Origin of the sequence: Rhodococcus sp. PAMC28707 (genome assembly GCF_004795915.1) — a bacterium.
Taxonomy (GTDB): Bacteria; Actinomycetota; Actinomycetes; order Mycobacteriales; family Mycobacteriaceae; genus Rhodococcoides.
In genome coordinates this window covers 2,931,996-2,948,608 of the sequence record NZ_CP039253.1, presented here as the reverse complement: position 1 = coordinate 2,948,608, position 16,613 = coordinate 2,931,996, and the positions used below count along the sequence as shown (strand labels likewise).

Annotated in this window: 15 protein-coding genes; 3 read left to right on the top strand and 12 right to left on the bottom strand. The window is 61.8% G+C overall.

Annotation, left to right across the window (positions count from 1 at the left end; translation table 11 throughout):
- Positions 1 to 869: 869 nt before the first annotated feature.
- Positions 870 to 1,070: a PspC domain-containing protein gene (locus tag E5720_RS13440; RefSeq protein WP_136171067.1), complete on the top strand. Its 201-nt coding sequence runs from the start codon at positions 870 to 872 to the stop codon at positions 1,068 to 1,070.
- Between the two features lie 294 nt (positions 1,071 to 1,364).
- Here E5720_RS13440 and narI read toward each other — a convergent pair whose 3' ends face one another.
- From narI to E5720_RS13405, 7 genes are all read right to left on the bottom strand, one after another.
- Entirely contained in the window at positions 1,365 to 2,111 is a 747-nt protein-coding gene (gene narI, locus E5720_RS13435; RefSeq protein WP_084346268.1) for a respiratory nitrate reductase subunit gamma, read from the bottom strand.
- A complete protein-coding gene (gene narJ, locus E5720_RS13430; RefSeq protein ID WP_136171066.1) occupies positions 2,108 to 2,764 on the bottom strand; it encodes a nitrate reductase molybdenum cofactor assembly chaperone in 657 nt (218 codons plus the stop codon). The genes narI and narJ overlap by 4 nt, the downstream gene beginning before the upstream one ends.
- On the bottom strand, positions 2,764 to 4,416 hold the full coding sequence (narH, locus tag E5720_RS13425; protein ID WP_136171065.1) for a nitrate reductase subunit beta: 1,653 nt from the start codon (positions 4,414 to 4,416) through the stop codon (positions 2,764 to 2,766). Before narH ends, narJ begins: the two co-directional genes overlap by 1 nt.
- Positions 4,416 to 8,135 carry a nitrate reductase subunit alpha gene (locus E5720_RS13420; protein WP_136171064.1) on the bottom strand — a complete coding sequence of 1,240 codons (3,720 nt, stop codon included), beginning with the start codon at positions 8,133 to 8,135 and terminating at the stop codon, positions 4,416 to 4,418. The genes narH and E5720_RS13420 overlap by 1 nt, the downstream gene beginning before the upstream one ends.
- Positions 8,136 to 8,184: 49 nt before the next feature.
- The gene (locus tag E5720_RS13415) at positions 8,185 to 9,156 is read right to left on the bottom strand and encodes a tellurite resistance/C4-dicarboxylate transporter family protein (RefSeq protein ID WP_136172683.1); all 972 of its coding nucleotides are present in this window, start codon (positions 9,154 to 9,156) and stop codon (positions 8,185 to 8,187) included.
- A gap of 271 nt (positions 9,157 to 9,427) precedes the next feature.
- Positions 9,428 to 9,730, bottom strand: a complete 303-nt coding sequence (locus tag E5720_RS13410; protein WP_136171063.1) for an antibiotic biosynthesis monooxygenase family protein — start codon at positions 9,728 to 9,730, stop codon at positions 9,428 to 9,430.
- A 66-nt stretch (positions 9,731 to 9,796) separates the two neighbouring features.
- Entirely contained in the window at positions 9,797 to 11,194 is a 1,398-nt protein-coding gene (locus E5720_RS13405; RefSeq protein WP_136171062.1) for a glucose-6-phosphate dehydrogenase (NADP(+)), read from the bottom strand.
- Between the two features lie 50 nt (positions 11,195 to 11,244).
- On the opposite strand from E5720_RS13405, the gene E5720_RS13400 reads away from it, so the two are divergent.
- Positions 11,245 to 11,847, top strand: coding sequence for a hypothetical protein (locus E5720_RS13400; protein ID WP_136171061.1), 603 nt, complete (start codon positions 11,245 to 11,247; stop codon positions 11,845 to 11,847).
- 4 nt (positions 11,848 to 11,851) lie between these two features.
- Here the strand turns inward: E5720_RS13400 and E5720_RS13395 are convergent, their stop codons facing one another.
- Both E5720_RS13395 and E5720_RS13390 read right to left on the bottom strand, forming a co-directional pair.
- Complete coding sequence (locus E5720_RS13395) at positions 11,852 to 12,424, bottom strand: isochorismatase family protein (protein ID WP_136171060.1); 573 nt, start codon at positions 12,422 to 12,424, stop codon at positions 11,852 to 11,854.
- 81 nt (positions 12,425 to 12,505) lie between these two features.
- Positions 12,506 to 13,462: an ROK family protein gene (locus E5720_RS13390; protein WP_136171059.1), complete on the bottom strand. Its 957-nt coding sequence runs from the start codon at positions 13,460 to 13,462 to the stop codon at positions 12,506 to 12,508.
- 76 nt (positions 13,463 to 13,538) lie between these two features.
- On the opposite strand from E5720_RS13390, the gene E5720_RS13385 reads away from it, so the two are divergent.
- Positions 13,539 to 14,345, top strand: a complete 807-nt coding sequence (locus E5720_RS13385) for an MOSC N-terminal beta barrel domain-containing protein (RefSeq protein WP_247595952.1) — start codon at positions 13,539 to 13,541, stop codon at positions 14,343 to 14,345.
- Here the strand turns inward: E5720_RS13385 and E5720_RS13380 are convergent.
- The 3 genes from E5720_RS13380 to E5720_RS13370 are packed head-to-tail and all read right to left on the bottom strand — an operon-like array spanning position 14,305 to position 16,567.
- Complete coding sequence (locus tag E5720_RS13380; protein WP_136171058.1) at positions 14,305 to 14,964, bottom strand: cytochrome b/b6 domain-containing protein; 660 nt, start codon at positions 14,962 to 14,964, stop codon at positions 14,305 to 14,307. The genes E5720_RS13385 and E5720_RS13380 overlap by 41 nt on opposite strands.
- Positions 14,948 to 15,673 carry a molybdopterin-dependent oxidoreductase gene (locus E5720_RS13375; protein ID WP_136171057.1) on the bottom strand — a complete coding sequence of 242 codons (726 nt, stop codon included), beginning with the start codon at positions 15,671 to 15,673 and terminating at the stop codon, positions 14,948 to 14,950. The genes E5720_RS13380 and E5720_RS13375 overlap by 17 nt, the downstream gene beginning before the upstream one ends.
- Positions 15,674 to 15,691: 18 nt before the next feature.
- Positions 15,692 to 16,567: an asparaginase gene (locus E5720_RS13370; RefSeq protein ID WP_247595951.1), complete on the bottom strand. Its 876-nt coding sequence runs from the start codon at positions 16,565 to 16,567 to the stop codon at positions 15,692 to 15,694.
- Positions 16,568 to 16,613: the final 46 nt, after the last annotated feature.

Below are 16,613 nucleotides of genomic sequence, written 5' to 3'. Positions count from 1 at the left end.
CAGACTAGGGCGTGCGTCCCCGGACAGACCGATGGCCGGCACCCGCGGTTGGTGGGTGCCGGCCATCGTCGAAGAAATTTAAGCGGGAGGAGTTGCTGAGCTACCTGATGCTGCTCCGAGAAGCTTGGCCAGCAAACCGAAAATTCCAGCAAGTTCGGCGGATCCCATATGAAACTCCTTCGTTAGAGGACAAAAACCCCAGAGGTTCCGTGACGGTTGTCACAAAATGATCTCTGTGCGGATAGTTGTACCGCACTGGGTCACGTTTCGCACACGAACGAACAAACGTTTCTCCATCACGCTCGCGCAGGTCACAAAACGACTGCTGCACACGTGCCACCGCAGCCGCCCCCGACTGCGACCACGGCAGACACCGTGAAAAAAATCAGGCAGCGCTACCGGATGTCAGTACGCCCACGATCTGGTCAACGATCGACTCGACGAGCCCGTCGAGTACGCCCGAGAAGATGTCGGTGATGAACCCTGCTGCTGAACCCATGAAAACTCCTGTGCTCGTCATTCGGAACAGCCGTAGAAAGTACGACCTGATTACGTTCATACCGCACTCGGCGCAGTGGCGCAGCATTCAGGCTTGAAGTCGAATTCTCACGCCCTCATCGGTACCCATGCAACGTTTCTTTTACTCGAGACAGCGCGAAAACCACTCGAAAGAAACGGCTTTGGACCTCGATTCGGTGCGTGGTTTGTTATCGCCTGGTGTCGCACATTCGCATCGAAGACGTCCGGGCATCGTAAAAAATGCGGCGCGGCGAGGGACTGCCGATCCGCACAATTCCATCCGACTTCAGGGTGAAGATGGGTGGACTTCCCGATGTACGAGGGCGCCACCACCCCGCAGACTTGTCGGCATGACTTCCACCAACCCACCCAAAGAATTCGTCCGCTCCGACTCGCAGAAGATGGTCGCAGGTGTATGCGGCGGCATCGGGGAGTACTTCGGCATCGACGCCAACCTCGTCCGAGTCCTGACGGTGCTCGGCACCGTCGTCTCGGGCGGAACCGTCGCGCTGATCTACCTCGCCGCGTGGATGCTCATGCCGAGCAGTTAGGCGGTCGGCAGAATGCGAAGTTGGGTACCCACGCACCCGCGGCGACCTGCTGCTCGGCCTCGCGCATCGCAGCCATCGCCTCGTGCGGGATGTCCTCGAATCCGCCGGCGTCACCCGAGGTGGCCCGGCAGTAACCAACCGCGATTCCGCGCTCGGTCCAGCGGGCGACTCACAATCGGGTGTCATCAGTTGGCCGGCATACGGCGCAGGACGTACGGCAGAATCCATCCGTGCTGGAAATACGCCGCTTCTGTGGATTCGCTTATCTACGGATTCGCTTATCTACGGATTCGCTTATCTACGTCGAGGAATGGTATCGACCTTGTCCCAACCACGACGGCGTTCACGGGATCCTTCGTGCGCATCGCGGCTGCGGTAGATGATGTACGGCCGAAAGAGATATCCCAACGGGGCGGTGAATACGTGCACCAATCGGGTGAAAGGCCATACCGCGAAAAGACTGATGGCGGCCAGCGCATGAAATTGGAAGCTGAACGGGGCATGCGCCATCAATTCGGGCTGCGGGTCGAAGAAGAAGATGCCACGGAACCAGACGGACACACCTTCGCGGTAGTTGTATTCGCCGACGACGCCGGACCCGGTGTTGACCAGGCCGCCCAGGATCACCAGGGTGAGCATGAGATACATCAGCTTGTCCATCCTGGTCGTCGCCCCCATAACGGCCTTGGTGAAGCGCCGACGATACAGCAGACCTGCCAAGCCGACGAGGGTGAATACACCGGCCACGATGCCCACCGTGACCGCCATGAAGTGGTAGATGTTCTCCGAAATCCCGACGGCCTCGGTCCAGCTTTCGGGAATGCCCAGGCCCATTACATGTCCGAGGAATACGGCAAGAATGCCGAAGTGGAACATCGGGTTCGCCCAGCGCAGAATGCGGCTTTCGTACATCTGACTCGATCGGGAAGTCCAGCCGAACTTGTCGTAGCGATAGCGCCAGATGTGGCCGAGAACAAAAATGGTCAGGCAGATGTAAGGGAAGATCAACCACAGGAACACATCCCGGACATTGTCCATCATGCACCTCCAGGCATCGGTAGCAAATCGGGCGAACCATAGGGATCGAGACCCACCTGCTCGTCTTCCGGCCCCTCGGCGATCAATCGTTCGACAGCTTCGTGATCCTTGCCTTTGAGCGGGGGCAAGGTGGCGCACACTGCCTCCATCGCCCCGCTCCACGGCGATTCGATGTCGCGTAGATGCAGGCGGAGCAACTCCAGGCCGGCGCGATTGTCCAATATCATCTTCAGACCCGCCCGCTGATCGGTCGTAGCGGCGAATTCCAATACGACACAGAGATGATCGGGTAGTTGATCCTCGGCAAGCATCAGCCCCGCCTTGGTGTAGACCTGCTTGATACGCAGCAGCGCGAGCCCGCGTTTTCGAGTCTCTCCGTTCGAGAAGTAGGTCAAGAACAGGCAGCCGCGCCTGCGAGTGTCGAAGGTGTCGACGTAGTCGGTCTCGGACTCCGGTAGCGGCCGAGTGCGTAGGTGATCGATCGTTTCCTGCAGTCCCGTACCGAGTTTCGCCGGCAGGGTGGCAGCGACTCGGCCGAGAAGGTCGAGATGAGACATCAGGTGCGCGTCCGGGTAATCCATCAGCATCGAGGCGGACTGCCAGGTGCGGGTGAGTTCGTCGGTGGAGTATCTGAGTTTGGGCACGCGTGGGGTCATTACCGGTGCTCCGTCTCCGCCGACTCGGACGGTCCGGCAGCCTCAGGGAAAAGCCCATCGGGGGTGCCCTGCCCATTCCAGTCCATCAGGTTGATCCGCACACCCGCCGGGCGTCCCGGCCCTGCCGGTGAACCGACACCGGGATCGGCACCCATACCGGGGTCGCCACCGAACGAGCCGTCCATCCCGCCCATCCCGGGCCCGCCCTCGACGTCGAGGGAACACTCGGTGGCGATGTTCTCGAGCTTGTGGGCGTCCTCGTAATGGGCCGCCGGTACGACGTATCGCTCGTCGTACTTTGCGATGGCGAGCAGACGGTACATGTCCATCATTTCTTGCCCGGTCATCCCGACGGACTCGGGGATGGATTCGTCTACCTCCCAACCCATATTGATATCGCGCATGAACGAACGCATCGCGGCAAGCTTGCGGAGCACCATGTCCACCGGAGCGGTATCCCCTGCCGTGAACAACCCGGCGAGATACTCGATAGGGATCCGCAGGGAGTCGATGGCAGCGAACAGGTTTCCCTTCCGTTCGGCGTCCTCACCGGTTTCGCGGACTGCATCCACAACCGGAGACAGCGGCGGTATGTACCAGACCATCGGCATCGTTCGGAATTCCGGATGCAACGGAAGCGCGACCTCGTATTCGTTGATCAACGCCCAAATGGGCGAGCGTTGCGCACTTTCGATCCAGTCGTCGGGGATGTCGGCACGCTGCGCCTGTCGAACAACTTCCGGATCGTTCGGGTCGAGAAAGACGTTGCGTTGGGCTTGCAGCAGGTCGTGTTCGTCGGTCACCGAGGCCGCATCGAGCACCCGGTCTGCGTCGTACAACATCAGTCCGAGATACCGCAGCCGTCCCACGCACGTTTCGGAACAGATTGTGGGCTGGCCGATCTCGATACGCGGGTAGCAGAAAGTACATTTCTCGACCTTGCCGGTCTTGTGGTTGAAGTACATCTTCTTGTACGGGCAGCCGCTGACGCATTGCCGCCAGCCACGGCAGCGATCCTGGTCGACGAGGACGATTCCGTCCTCTACTCGCTTGTATATCGCCCCGGTGGGACACGACGCCACGCAGGACGGATTGAGGCAGTGTTCACAAATACGTGGCAGGTAGAACATGAATGCCTGCTCGTACTCGAATTTGATCTTGTTGCCGATCTGCTGGAGTATCGGATCGTTGTGCCCGTGCTCGACCGACCCGGCAAGGTCGTCGTCCCAGTTCGAGGACCAGGTGACTTTAGTATTCTCACCGGTCAGCAAGGATTTGGGCCGTGCTACCGGCATATGATCCTGAGCCGGGGCGGTAGTGAGGTTCTCGTAGTCGTAGGTCCACGGCTCGTAATAGTCGTTGATGCCGGGCAGGTTGGGGTTGGCGAAGATGGTGGCGAGGTTCTTCAGTCGACCGCCTGCCTTCAGCTTCAGCCGGCCACGCTTGTCGAGTGTCCAGCCACCTTTCCACTTCTCCTGATCTTCGTAGGTGCGCGGATAACCTTGACCGGGCCGCGTCTCCACATTGTTGAACCAGACGTGTTCGGCGCCGGAGCGATTGGTCCACACCTGCTTGCACGTGACCGAGCACGTGTGGCACCCGATGCACTTGTCCAAATTCATGACCATCGCCATCTGAGCCATTACTCGCATCAGTACTCCACCTCCTGATTACGACGGCGGATCACGGTGACTTCGTCGCGTTGATTGCCGGTAGGTCCCATGTAGTTGAAGGCGTACGTCTGTTGGGCGTATCCGCCGATCATGTGCGTGGGTTTGATCATGAGCCTGGTGAGCGAGTTGTGATTACCGCCGCGCTGGCCGGTCGTCTCGGAAATCGGTGTGTCGATGAGGCGGTCCTGCGAGTGATACATGAAGACAGTGCCCTCGGGCATCCGATGCGAGATGATGGCACGCGCGTCGACCACACCGTTGCGGTTGACGGCTTCGATCCACTCGTTGTCTCGCACACCGATCTTCTCCGCATCCTGCGGGCTCATCCAGATTCCTGGCCCGCCGCGGAACAGCGAGAGCATGAGCAAATTGTCTTGGTATTCGGAATGAATCGACCACTTGTTGTGCGGCGTCAAGTATCGGACCGAGACCCCGTGGTCGGGCGTCGCTCCGATCTCCGGTTCGTCGAAGAGTGCGGTCATGTTCAGCGGTGGCCGGAAGGTGGGCAGCCCTTCGCCCAGCTCGGTCATCCAGTCGTGATCGAGGTAGAAGTGCTGACGACCGGTCAGCGTGTGCCACGGTTTTTCCCGTTCGACATTGATCGTGAACGGCGAGTATCTACGGCCGCCGGTCTCGGATCCGGACCATTCGGGTGAGGTGATCACCGGAACCGGGCCGTGTTGGGTATCGGAGAACGTGATGCGCTTGCCCTCGTTTTCGGAGGCCAGGTCGTGCAGCATTCTGCCGGTGCGCTTTTCGAGTGTCTTGAAGCCCTGAGTGGCGAGCCTTCCATTGGTGGTGCCGGACAGGGCCAGGATCATCTCGCAGGCCTGGATGTCACGGAGAATATCGGGACGGCCATCGGCCGGACCACCGCGCACGACACCGTTCTTCTCTTTGAGATCAGCGATTTCTCGGCTCAGATCGAAGGTGACTCCCTTGGTGGTCGCACCCAAGGTGTCCAGCAACGGCCCGACGGCGCGCATCTTGTCACCGATCGCCGTGTAGTCCCGCTCGACTTCGATAATTTTGGGCATCGTGACGCCGGGCTCCGGTTCGCATTCTCCGTACTTCCAGTCGCGGACCTTGCCGTGCGGTGCTGCCATCGCATCCGGGGTGTCGTGGGTCAGGGGTGCGGCGACCACATCGGTTTGCGTACCGAGGTGACGCACCGCGAGCTTGCTGAATACCTGGGAAATCTGTTGCCAGGCATCCCAATCGGTACGCGACTGCCACGGCGGGGAGATCGCGGGGTTGAACGAGTTGACGAACGGATGCATATCCGTCGTCGACAGGTCGTGTTTTTCGTACCAGGTGGCGGCCGGCAGCACGATGTCCGACAAAAGCGTCGAACTCGTCATCCGGAAATCGAGGGTCGTCAGAAGATCGAGCTTGCCGATGGGTGCCTCATCGTGCCAGCGAACGTCCTGCGGTCGGAAGCGCTGCGCAGTCTCCTGGGCGCTGACGGTGTGTGACGTGCCGAGGAGGTGATTGAGAAAGTACTCGTTTCCTTTCGCCGAGGAACCGAACAGATTCGACCGCCACAACGATAAAACCCGCGGAAAGTTCTCCGGCGCATCAGGATCCTCGGCCGCGAACTTCAGCCGCCCGGCCTTGAGCTCCTCGACGACATAGTCCTTGGCCGACTGCCCCTTCTGCTTGGCCTGCGCACCGATCACCAAGGGATTTCGATCGAACGTGGGATAGGACGGCATCCAGCCCAGACGCGCGGACTGTGCAATCACGTCGGCAGTCGTCTTGCCTGCAAGTTGGCCTTTGCCGGTCTGCGCAGTCAACGTGTCGGCACCGAATTGGTCGTAGCGGAACTGGTCGGTATGCAGGTACCAGTAGGCGGTCTGCACCATGTTTCGAGGCGGTCGTACCCAGTCCAGGGCATTGGCCAACTGGTTGTACCCGGTCAGCGGACGGACCTTTTCCTGGCCGACGTAATGTGCCCAGCCGCCACCGTTCACGCCCTGGCATCCCGTGATCGTCGTCATCGTCAGAAAGGTCCGATAGATGGTGTCGGAATGGAACCAATGATTGGTGCCCGCACCCATCAGAATCATCGATCGGCCCTTGGAGTCCTCGGCGTTCTGGGCGAACTCGCGGCCGATACGTTCGGCAGCGTCCGCTGAGACTCCGGTGATCGCGGCTTGCCATGCCGGAGTGTAGGGGGATTCTGCGTCGTCGTAGCCGCCGGGCCAGCTCCCGGGTAGTCCGGGTCTACCGACGCCGTACTGGGCGAGCATCAGGTCGAAGACAGTGGTGACGAGTCGCCCTGCGACGCGGCGTACCGGTACGCCGCGTCGAATCACGCCGACCTTGCCCTGGCCGGCATTACCCTGGCCGGCATCGAAGCGTGGCATATCGATCGGGACGTACTGATCAGCACCGTCGATCAGCGACAGTGTCGGATCGATGTCGCCGAGATCGAGGTTCCACTTGCCCTCACCGGTTTCACCGTAACGATGGCCCAGTGTGCCGGGGGGCACGACGAGTTGGTTGGTTCTGGCGTCGACCATGACCGTTTTGAACTCGGAGTTCTCCTGCTCACTCGCTATCTCGTCGGTGAGGTCCGAGGCGGTCAAGAACTTTCCGGCGGTGTAGGTGACCTCGCCGTCCGGATCGTGTGTTTCGTCGAGAGTGACGAGAAACGGCAGATCCGTGAATTTCTTGACGTAACCGGTGAAATAGGGAGTCTGCCGGTCGACGTAGAACTCTTTGAGGATCACGTGACCCATGGCCATCGCCAGAGCGCCATCGGTACCAGGCTCGGCAGGGAGCCACTCGTCGGCGAACTTGGTGCTGTCGGCGAAGTCCGGTGAGACGACGATGACTTTCTGGCCGCGGTAGCGGGCTTCGATCATCCAGTGCGCGTCCGGTGTCCGGGTGACCGGCACATTGGTACCCCAGATGATCAGGTAGCTCGAATCCCACCAGTCCCCGGATTCGGGGACGTCCGTTTGATCCCCGAACATCTGCGGGGAAGCGACCGGCATGTCCGCGTACCAGTCGTAGAAGCTCAGCATCGATCCCCCGATGAGGTTCACGAAGCGGGCACCGGAAGCGTGCGAGACCATCGACATCGCGGGAATGGGAGAAAACCCGGCCACACGATCGGGACCCCATTTTCGGATCGTGTGCACGTGCGCCGCCGCCACTATCTCGATGGCCTCGTCCCAGGTGGCACGCACCAGGCCACCCTTGCCTCGCGCGCGCTTGTAGCGCGCAGCGCGCTCAGGATCCTCGGTCACGTCGGCCCAGGCGAGTACCGGATCTTTCAACCGGGACTTCGCTTCCCGGTACATCTCGAGCAGTACCCCACGAATGTAGGGATACCGGGTTCGCGTCGGCGAGTAGGTGTACCAGGAGAAGGAGGCACCGCGAGGACACCCGCGGGGCTCGTATTCGGGCTTGTCCGGCCCGGCAGTGGGATAGTCGACGGCCTGGGTCTCCCAGGTGATGATGCCGTCTTTGACGTAGACGTTCCAGGAGCACGATCCGGTGCAATTCACCCCGTGGGTCGACCGGACCACTTTGTCGTGACTCCAACGATCCCGGTAGAACGAATCGCCCGAACGCCCGCCGATCGCGAGCAGCGTCCGCCCATCGGCAGACACAGGCTGGTTGCTCCGAAAGAAGCGACGAGTCTTGATCAAAGCATCTGTCAATCCGCTGTTCATGGTGGCACTCATAAAAAGTCCTCCCGAGATTGGAGTAGCTGCGCAAGATGAGCCGAAAGCGTCAGGGGTGAACCACCAATCGGTCGACGAGATGCCAGATCATCGCCACGAAGACGATCGTCCACGCACCCAACGCAACCCAGGACACGACGTCGCCGACCACTTCCATCATGGGTAAGTCATCCGCCTGACCCAGGTAATGCGAGGCGACGCCGTACATCCCGAGCGGGAAGATGATGCTCCACAGAGTCGCGTCGTAGACCAGCGGAACTCGATTCTTGACATGCCGCCACCACGCCGCGGCGAACAGAACTGGGATGAGCCAAGTTCCGAAGGACCAGAACATCACCGCAGTGCCACCGATCAGGCCGCGGGTGGCGTCGACCATCGGGGCATCGGCCATTTGCACGATGCGGGCGCCTGCGAGGACGGTGATCGCGGTTGCACCCATCGCAACCCAGTAGACCGGGGTGAGGTCGACCGGGTTCAGCGGATACAGCAGCAGCCTCGCCGCGACCAGAATCGCTACGCCCGCATAGAGGAAAGCGCCGACAGACCAGGAGAACACGGCCACCAGTGCGAGTTCGTCCCTACCGGTTGTGACCACTGGCTCGAGGGCCGCAGCGAGCACGGCAACGGATTGGCAGGCGACCACCCAGATGAACCAGGTACCGTTCGCGCCCGCGAGAGCCGGGCGACTCGACGGATTCAGTATCGCCGTCGAGGGCACCACATATCCGAGCACGAACCAACTCAGCGCCCCGAGGGCCAGGATACCCAGAGCCACGGTGTGCGCTCCCCCGGCCGCGAAGCGGGTGCCCAGGACGTCGGTGGCGGCGACGAAGGTGAAGAATCCGAATCCGCGTCGCGGGTCGGTGAAATCCGCGCGCAGCAGTGGCCCGAAGCGCAGCAACCGCCAGCAAGTCAGCACCACCAGGACGGCCCAGGCAAGAACTCCGATCACGAACAGGGCCGCAGAGATGAGCGGCTGGTCGTTGTTCTTCATCGCGACGGAGATGATTCCGGTGGCCATGACCAACGCGAAATAACCCGGGTTGAGAGTCGAGACAGCGCCTCGAACGGCGGTTACAGTCTTCCCGCCGCCACTCCGCACCGTCACGACGTGTTACCGATTCGCCGGTCCATGACGCCACGAGATACTCGCTGTGCCATTCGGAATCCTCACCTATGACATGCCAGCCAGTGCACTGGCGTTGCACCGTGCACGCTACGCCGGATACACCCGAATTCGGTGCGCAACGCCGACCGACCATGCGGGACAATATATCTGAAGCACCGTATTGCTACCCGACATGCTGGATCCACCGCTGAACCCGTTCGGACGCGTCGAATTCACGGACGTCGGCGTCGAGGATCGCGGCCTGCTGCTCGGAATCGGGACCGGATTTACGAAAGGCGTGCAGCTGCGCTTCGTCGGCCCAACGCTCGTACACGTTGATCCGTCGCGCGTCGAACAGGTCCGCAGCGATCGCGAAGTCCTCGCATCCTTCGGACTCGCGCGCGAGCCGAACCACCTCGACACAACTCTGCAGATACCGATCTCTTTCGTTCGGATCGACAGTCAGATACCCAGCAACAATGATCATGAGCCTCAGACCTCGACGAAGCGAAAAACTCATCGCCCGTCGAACCCGGCACGGCCGTCTACCGAGTCAGTGCACCAACCACCCGCACGGCGCCGCGAGGTCCGCAGATCCCTCCGGACCCATCGACCCCTCCGCGTACGGCTTCACCTCGGGTGGATCGTTCAACAGCGGTGCCGCCACTTCCCAGACGTGTGCGAGCCCGTCTGGCCGGGTGAACAACGAACGATCACCGTTGAGCACGTCGAGAATCAGGCGTGAGTACGGCGACAGTGGGTCGGCGTTGGGAACGGACGGCAACGGCAGAGATAGATGCCCGACGGATAGGTCGAAATCCGGTCCCGGCTCCTTCACCGTCATCGCCATGTCGATCGAGCCGCTGCCGGACAAGTCGAAGGACAGCACCGCACCGTCGTCCGGGAGATCGGTCAGCGGGCTGTTCTGCGGCTTCCGGAACACCAGCGACACGCGCTGAGCACTGACCCCCAACATCTTCCCGGTTCGAAGCAAGAACGGCACGCCGCGCCACCGATCGGTGTCGACCCACAGCTTGGCAGCGACGAAGGTGTCCACGGTCGAGTCGTCGGCGACACCCTCGACGTCGCGATAACCCTCGTACTGGCCGAGTACGACCTCGGCCGTGTCGATCGGCCGGAAGCACCCGATGACCGTTTCCCGGGCGGATTGCAGATCGTCGGCAGCCAACGACGCTGGAGGCTCCATCGCGATCTCGGCGGCGACCTGAAAGAGGTGAGTCACCAGCATGTCGAGAACAGCCCCGGTGCTGTCATAAAATTCGGCTCGGTCGTCGATGTTCAGAGTCTCGGGGACATCGATCTGCACCTGAGCCACATGTTCGGCGTTCCAGATGCCGTCGATCATTCCGTTCGCGAACCGCAGGACATGCAGGTTCTGGGTCGCCTCCTTGCCGAGAAAATGGTCGATTCGGTAGACCTGTTTCTCGTCGAGAACCTCGTGCACTACCTTGTCGAGTTCCTCGAAAGCCTGCTGCGACGTGCCGAACGGCTTCTCGTACACCACCCGTGCACCAGCGGCGAGATCGTGCGCGCCGAGGGCCTTGGTGTAGTCCTGAAACGTGCTCGGCGGCAGTGCGATGTAGTGCACCAACTGCGCGTCCTCGCCCACCTCTTCTTTGGCCGACGCCACCACCTCCGGTAGCGCACCCGGGTCTTCGACGGTGAATCCTTTACCTGCGAATCGGACCCGTTTCGCGAACTCGTCCCAGTCCTTGCTGCCGAGTTCGGAGCCGTATTCCTTCAACGCACCGTGGACGTGGTCGCGAAACTCGTCGTCGGAGGTGTCGTGACGACCGTTGCCGATGAGCAGCCACTTCTCGGGCAGCAGTCCCTCGACATGGAGTTGATAGAACGAGGGCAGGACCATGCGCTTCGCGAGGTCACCGGTCGCACCGAACAGGACGAATATCGTTGGTTGCAGAGACGCCATGGATTCCATCATGCCCGCACCGATCGGTTGGTGTGGTTAAAGTCGATCTGGTGACACGATCGAGATTCCACGGCGAGATCTACGGGATGGGCACATCCTCGGGCACACGCATCGTCGTCGGCAACTGGACGCGGTCTCCGCTCGGCACCTTCACCGACGTCATGGTCGAGTTCGAGAACGGCCACCGTCTACTCTTGGTCCCTGACGACGAGGTCCGTGAATTCGTTTCGGCCACATACACATTCGACGAAACAATTCTCACCCCCGTGACGTTCGAACGACTACCGGACGGATCGAAGAAAGTGCAGGCAGGTCGATTGGACCTGCAAATCCACACCGGCCGAATCACACCGCTCGGCGTGCTGCTGAAGCTCGTCCCCACCGCCGTCTCGACCGCCCCGTGGTTCTGCACACTGACCGACCCCATCGCCCGAGTGGCGCTCCGCGGCGTACGGACCCGCGGCAGCGCCGGCGGTGGGCGCCGCGAGTACTACGGGGCTCACACCCAATACCGCGTCACCGCAGTCGAGGCGTCGTGGGACGGAAAGAATCTCGGCTCACTGACCCGCGTCACGCCGCCGGTCCGATTCGGATTCGGTTCCACACCCCAGGCCCCGAGCGTCACCTACATCACCACCACCATCGACGACTGACTCGTCAGACCAGCACGGCACCCGCGGCAACGAGCTCGGCCAGCGCCTTCTCCGAAGACTCGGGAGCAACGCCGGCGATCAGATCGGTGAGAATACGTACCTTCAGCCCGAGAGCGATCGCGTCGAGTGCCGAAGCTCGCACGCAGTAGTCGGTAGCCAGTCCGACGACGTCGAGATCGGTCACCTCGTTGACTCGCAGCACCTCCGGCAACGTGACGCCCCCATCGGTGATGCCTTCGAATGCCGAGTACGACGGCTTCCCCTGGCCTTTGTAGACGTGCACGTCCACCGATCCGGTGACCAACTCGCCGTGGTATTCCGACCCGACCGTGTCCGCGACGCAGTGCATGGGCCACGTGTCGACGAAGTTGGGCGCGTCATCGGTCGCGAAGTGGCCACCGTTGTCGCCGACCGCGTCGTGCCAGTCTCGCGAGGCCACGATGACGTCGTACTCGTCGCCCTTCTTCGCCAACAATGCACTGACCTTGCGTGCTACTTCGCCGCCGCCGTCGATGCCCAGGGCGCCGCCCTCGGTGAAATCGTTCTGTACATCCACTACCAACAAAGCACGAGTCATGCGTCCAAACTAACCCGTCACACCCCTCAGCTCCGACCCGCATTCTTCGGCGGTGAAGCGAAGGTCGACTACCAGTTTCGATCAGCCGGCGACCAAGGCTGCTCGGGCGAGTACTGCGGCGCCTACGACCCCCGCATCATCTCCCAACTCGGACACGACGAACTGTAGGTCGGGGCTCGGTTGCAGCATCCATGGTCTGGTCGCCTCGTACAGCTTGTCGGCGAGATCCTGCCCGAGCTTTTCGGCCAGCCCACCACCTACGACGACCCGATCCAGATCGAGCAGGTTGATGGTGGAGCCGACCGCAACACCCAGGGTCTCGATCGCCGTGTCGAACAGTGTCGTTGCAAGTGTGTCTTCTTCCTCGAGGGCGCGGGCCCAGACTTTGGATGTCAACTTCGTCTTGCCCTCGTCGTCGCGGATCGTGAACAAAGACGTCTTCCTACCTGCATCGACCATCGTCGTTGCGGCGCCACGCATCGATCGTCGTCCCGCATAGGCCTCGGCGCATCCCCTGCGCCCACACGTGCAGAGTGCACCACCGGCAGCGACGATGACGTGTCCGATTTCTCCGGCTGCTCCTCGCGTTCCGACGTAGGGCCGACCATCCAGGATGAGGCCGCCGCCGACCCCCGTTCCCATCCAGAGACCGAGGACGTTCCGACCGCCTCGGGCTGCTCCTGCTGTCCATTCACCCAGCAGGCCCACGTTGGCGTCGTTCCCCAAGGTGACCGGAACTCCGAGTTCGTCCGAGAGTGGCCCGATCAGGTCGACATCTTCGGTCCAACCGACCAGGTTGGGCACGGTGAGAGCGCGTCCTTCGTGCACGACTCCTGGAATCCCCACTCCGACAGCGATGGGGTCGGCGTCGAGGGAACCGACGAGTTCGATGATGACCTGCAGGACATCTTCGGGTCCACCTTCCGGAGTGGCAGCTTTCGCCCGGCAAAGTACGTGATGACGTTCGTCGACGGCACCGACTTCGATGTTGGTTCCACCTACATCGACTCCGACGACGACCGACGCTGTTTCGCTCATGTCCCGATCGTCCCACCGATCATCGACGACGGGGCAGCTTTACCGGCAGTCGAACCCGTGGCAGTAGTCTTCGGTCGTGGATCGAAAGTCGCTGACAGACAACGGCAGTGTCGCCGACATAATCTGCTACCCGGTCAAGGGATGCGCGGGCCTGTCTCTCCGCACCGCGTCGATGACGTTCCGGGGACTCGAACACGATCGCGAGTTCATGATCGTGGGTGCAGACGGATCGTTCCGCAGTCAACGCAGCAATCCGGTTCTCGCCGTCGTCCACCCCTCGATCGTCGACGACGTCCTCACCCTCTCGCACGTCGATTTCGGATCGATCGCCGTCGAGGTCGATCGACATTCCCAGCTACGAGATGTCACGATGTTCGACGAACCGTTTCACGGCATCGACCAGGGCGACGACGTTGCACGCTGGCTCGGTGAGATCCTCGGCGAGGAGTGCCGGCTGGTCGGAATCACCGCGACTGCCCCGAGCTTCGCGGACAGCACCGCAGTCCACATCCTGTCCGATGCGTCGATGCGCGGCCTGAACGACCGGCTCGACGCACCGATTCCGTTCGGTCGGTTCCGGCCCAACATCCTCGTCACCGGTTGGGCCGATGCGCACCGGGAAGACCGGGTCCGCCTGGCCTCCGTCGGCACCTGCGAACTCGCGTTCGACAAGATTGCCATCCGGTGCGCCGTCACGACCGTCGAGCAGACAACCGGCATTCGGACAGGCCCCGAACCACTGCGTACCCTCGCCTCCTACCGCCGCGGCCCCACCAAGGGCGTCGTCTTCGGCGCGAAGTTCTCGGTGAACACCGTCGGTCGGGTGTCGGTCGGGGACGAGTTCACCGTTCTCGCGGAGGAATCTCGGGGTCTCGACCACTAGTCACGGGCCGCTCCGCTGCCTCGACTTCGCGAGCCCATTCCGGATGCTCGTTCTCGGCCCACGCACGCAGAACCGACCCGCCGCGCATACCGCGCATCGCTTCGGAATCCTTGAACGCGTAGAAGATGTGGCCCACTACGAGAAGCCCGAAGGCGAGAGCGAACCAATCGTGGACGAACGTCGCTCCTGTCCGCCAGTTCAGCGGACTCCACTCGGGAAAGAACATCACCGTCCCCGTGAGCAGCAGTACCAAAATCGATCCGCCACTCAACGCACCGTTGAGCTTCTGGCCGGCATTGAACTTCCCGACGCCCACTGCGCGGAGCCGAAGAGTCTTGGACCGCAACCACTTCCAGTCCTCCACGACGAACCGATCGAGGCGCTGCAGATCCCGCCGATAGGCCCGCGAGACAAGACCGAGAATCAGCGGTATCGGTATACCGAACCCTGAATAGACGTGCACCAATTCGACCAAGTGCCGATTGCCGACGAGGACCGCCAACGAACCGTTGTACAGAATCGCCGCCGTCGCGATGCATACGAGGGTCAGCGCGCCGACGGACCAGTGCACCCAACGTTCGACTCGGTGGAAGCGCAGCAGTTCAGCTCGTGGCGTCATCGTCACGTCCATTCGACGCGCCGACCCAGCCGTCTATCGAGTATCCCCGCGGCTCCCAGTAACCGGGGACCACATCCGAAGTCAACTCGATTCCGCCGAGCCATTTCAGACTCTTGTAGCCGTACATCGGTGCAACGTAGAGCCGAACTGGACCGCCATGATCATGAGTGACCGGGCCGCAGAGCATGGTGAGGGCGACGATGACGTCGTCGCGACGTGCCTGCTCGAGCGTCAGGCTCTCGGTGTACGTGCCGTCGAACGAGGTAAATCGGACTGCCGTCGCATCGGCCGTCGGCGAGGCTGCATCGAGGATCTCCGACAGGCGCACGCCGCTCCACGGGACCTGCGGAACACGCCATCCGGTCACGCATTGGAAGTCTCGCACCAGAGATGTCTGCGGCATCGCCCGCAAATCCTGTAGTCCGAGAGTGCGCGGTGTTGTAACCAAACCATCGACGGTCAATTCGTAACTGCTCTCGTCCTTGCGCGGCGCACCCGTGGTCACCGAATAGAATCGAAAGTTGTTGCCCAGCGGGATCAGGCCGACCAGTCCGGTGGGATCGTGGTTGCCGATCGGGCCCATCACGGTCGCCAGCCCATTTTGAATGGCGCCGCCGCCCAGAATTCCTGCCGCCCCGGCGACGACCAATCCGAGGAAGATGCGTCGACCTACCGGTGAACCGGGAATGTCGGGCTCGTTGCGACGCATCACTCCACTGTCCACGAATTACCTCTCACGTGTCGCTATCTGCACGGCGAGCAGAATCCGTGCCTGACCCGCTCGCAGTGGTGAGAACGCTGCGCCGGCATCGACAAGGTCCGCACCGCCCCCTCCGCCGCCGTAGCTGGGTTCGACAGAGCCGAGCGGAACCCTCGTCGTGACGACGACAGGGATCCCTGCGGCCGTGGCACGCTTCACCGCCGCCACGACCATGCTGTTCGTGTTCCCCGAACCGAGTGCCTGCAGCACGAGCCCCTGACTTCCTGCGCCGAGGTACGCATCGATGGCGACCGCATCCACCCCTGGGTACAGCGCAACGATGTCGACTCTGGTGTTCGAAATTTTCCGACGGTCGAAGACGGAGCGTTCCTGCGCCGATCCGAAAAATGCGTCCAGGTCTGATGTATGCCATTTCATCAAGCCGCGCGCAGGCAACGTTCTGCCACCGAAGGAAACGAGGACTCCCCTTCCCCTGCTACTCGGGTTCCGCACTGCTTCGATCGCTGCCGTGACGTTGTAGGGCCCATCGGGCTCGCTGTGATCCGAAGTCCGCTGCGCACCGGTGAACACCACCGGCCTCGGATCATCGTGGAACAGGTCTACGAGAAGTGCCGTCTCCTCCATGGTGTCCGTACCATGCAGAACCACGACGCCGACGCAGTCATGATCGGTCAGCGCATTCGCAACAGCGTCGGCGACGGCGTCCATGTCGGCGAAGTCGAACGCCGAGCTGTCCTTGGACAAGACCTCACGAACCTCGACATCGGCGGCCAACGAGAACCCGAGCGGATCACTGCCCGGACGGCTGATGCCGTTCTCGTCACGGCTACTGGCAATGGTTCCGCCAGTGGTCAGCAGGGCGATGTGAGACACAGAAGTCATACCTCTCGTTCGGGTGAAGGCGTGCGAGTCTTGGGTCGAGTCCGGG

Excerpts from the sequence above, each read along its gene's own strand:
- E5720_RS13375 (WP_136171057.1), bottom strand. The coding sequence starts at position 15,673 with ATGCGTCGCAACGAGCCCGACATTCCCGGTTCACCGGTAGGTCGACGC.
- E5720_RS13395 (WP_136171060.1), bottom strand. The coding sequence starts at position 12,424 with ATGACTCGTGCTTTGTTGGTAGTGGATGTACAGAACGATTTCACCGAG.
- E5720_RS13440 (WP_136171067.1), top strand. The coding sequence starts at position 870 with ATGACTTCCACCAACCCACCCAAAGAATTCGTCCGCTCCGACTCGCAG.
- E5720_RS13380 (WP_136171058.1), bottom strand. The coding sequence starts at position 14,964 with ATGACGCCACGAGCTGAACTGCTGCGCTTCCACCGAGTCGAACGTTGG.
- E5720_RS13370 (WP_247595951.1), bottom strand. The coding sequence starts at position 16,567 with ATGACTTCTGTGTCTCACATCGCCCTGCTGACCACTGGCGGAACCATT.
- E5720_RS13405 (WP_136171062.1), bottom strand. The coding sequence starts at position 11,194 with ATGGCGTCTCTGCAACCAACGATATTCGTCCTGTTCGGTGCGACCGGT.
- E5720_RS13415 (WP_136172683.1), bottom strand. The coding sequence starts at position 9,156 with ATGGCCACCGGAATCATCTCCGTCGCGATGAAGAACAACGACCAGCCG.
- narI (WP_084346268.1), bottom strand. The coding sequence starts at position 2,111 with ATGATGGACAATGTCCGGGATGTGTTCCTGTGGTTGATCTTCCCTTAC.
- E5720_RS13390 (WP_136171059.1), bottom strand. The coding sequence starts at position 13,462 with ATGAGCGAAACAGCGTCGGTCGTCGTCGGAGTCGATGTAGGTGGAACC.
- narJ (WP_136171066.1), bottom strand. The coding sequence starts at position 2,764 with ATGACCCCACGCGTGCCCAAACTCAGATACTCCACCGACGAACTCACC.
- E5720_RS13410 (WP_136171063.1), bottom strand. The coding sequence starts at position 9,730 with ATGATCATTGTTGCTGGGTATCTGACTGTCGATCCGAACGAAAGAGAT.
- E5720_RS13420 (WP_136171064.1), bottom strand. The coding sequence starts at position 8,135 with ATGAGTGCCACCATGAACAGCGGATTGACAGATGCTTTGATCAAGACT.
- narH (WP_136171065.1), bottom strand. The coding sequence starts at position 4,416 with ATGCGAGTAATGGCTCAGATGGCGATGGTCATGAATTTGGACAAGTGC.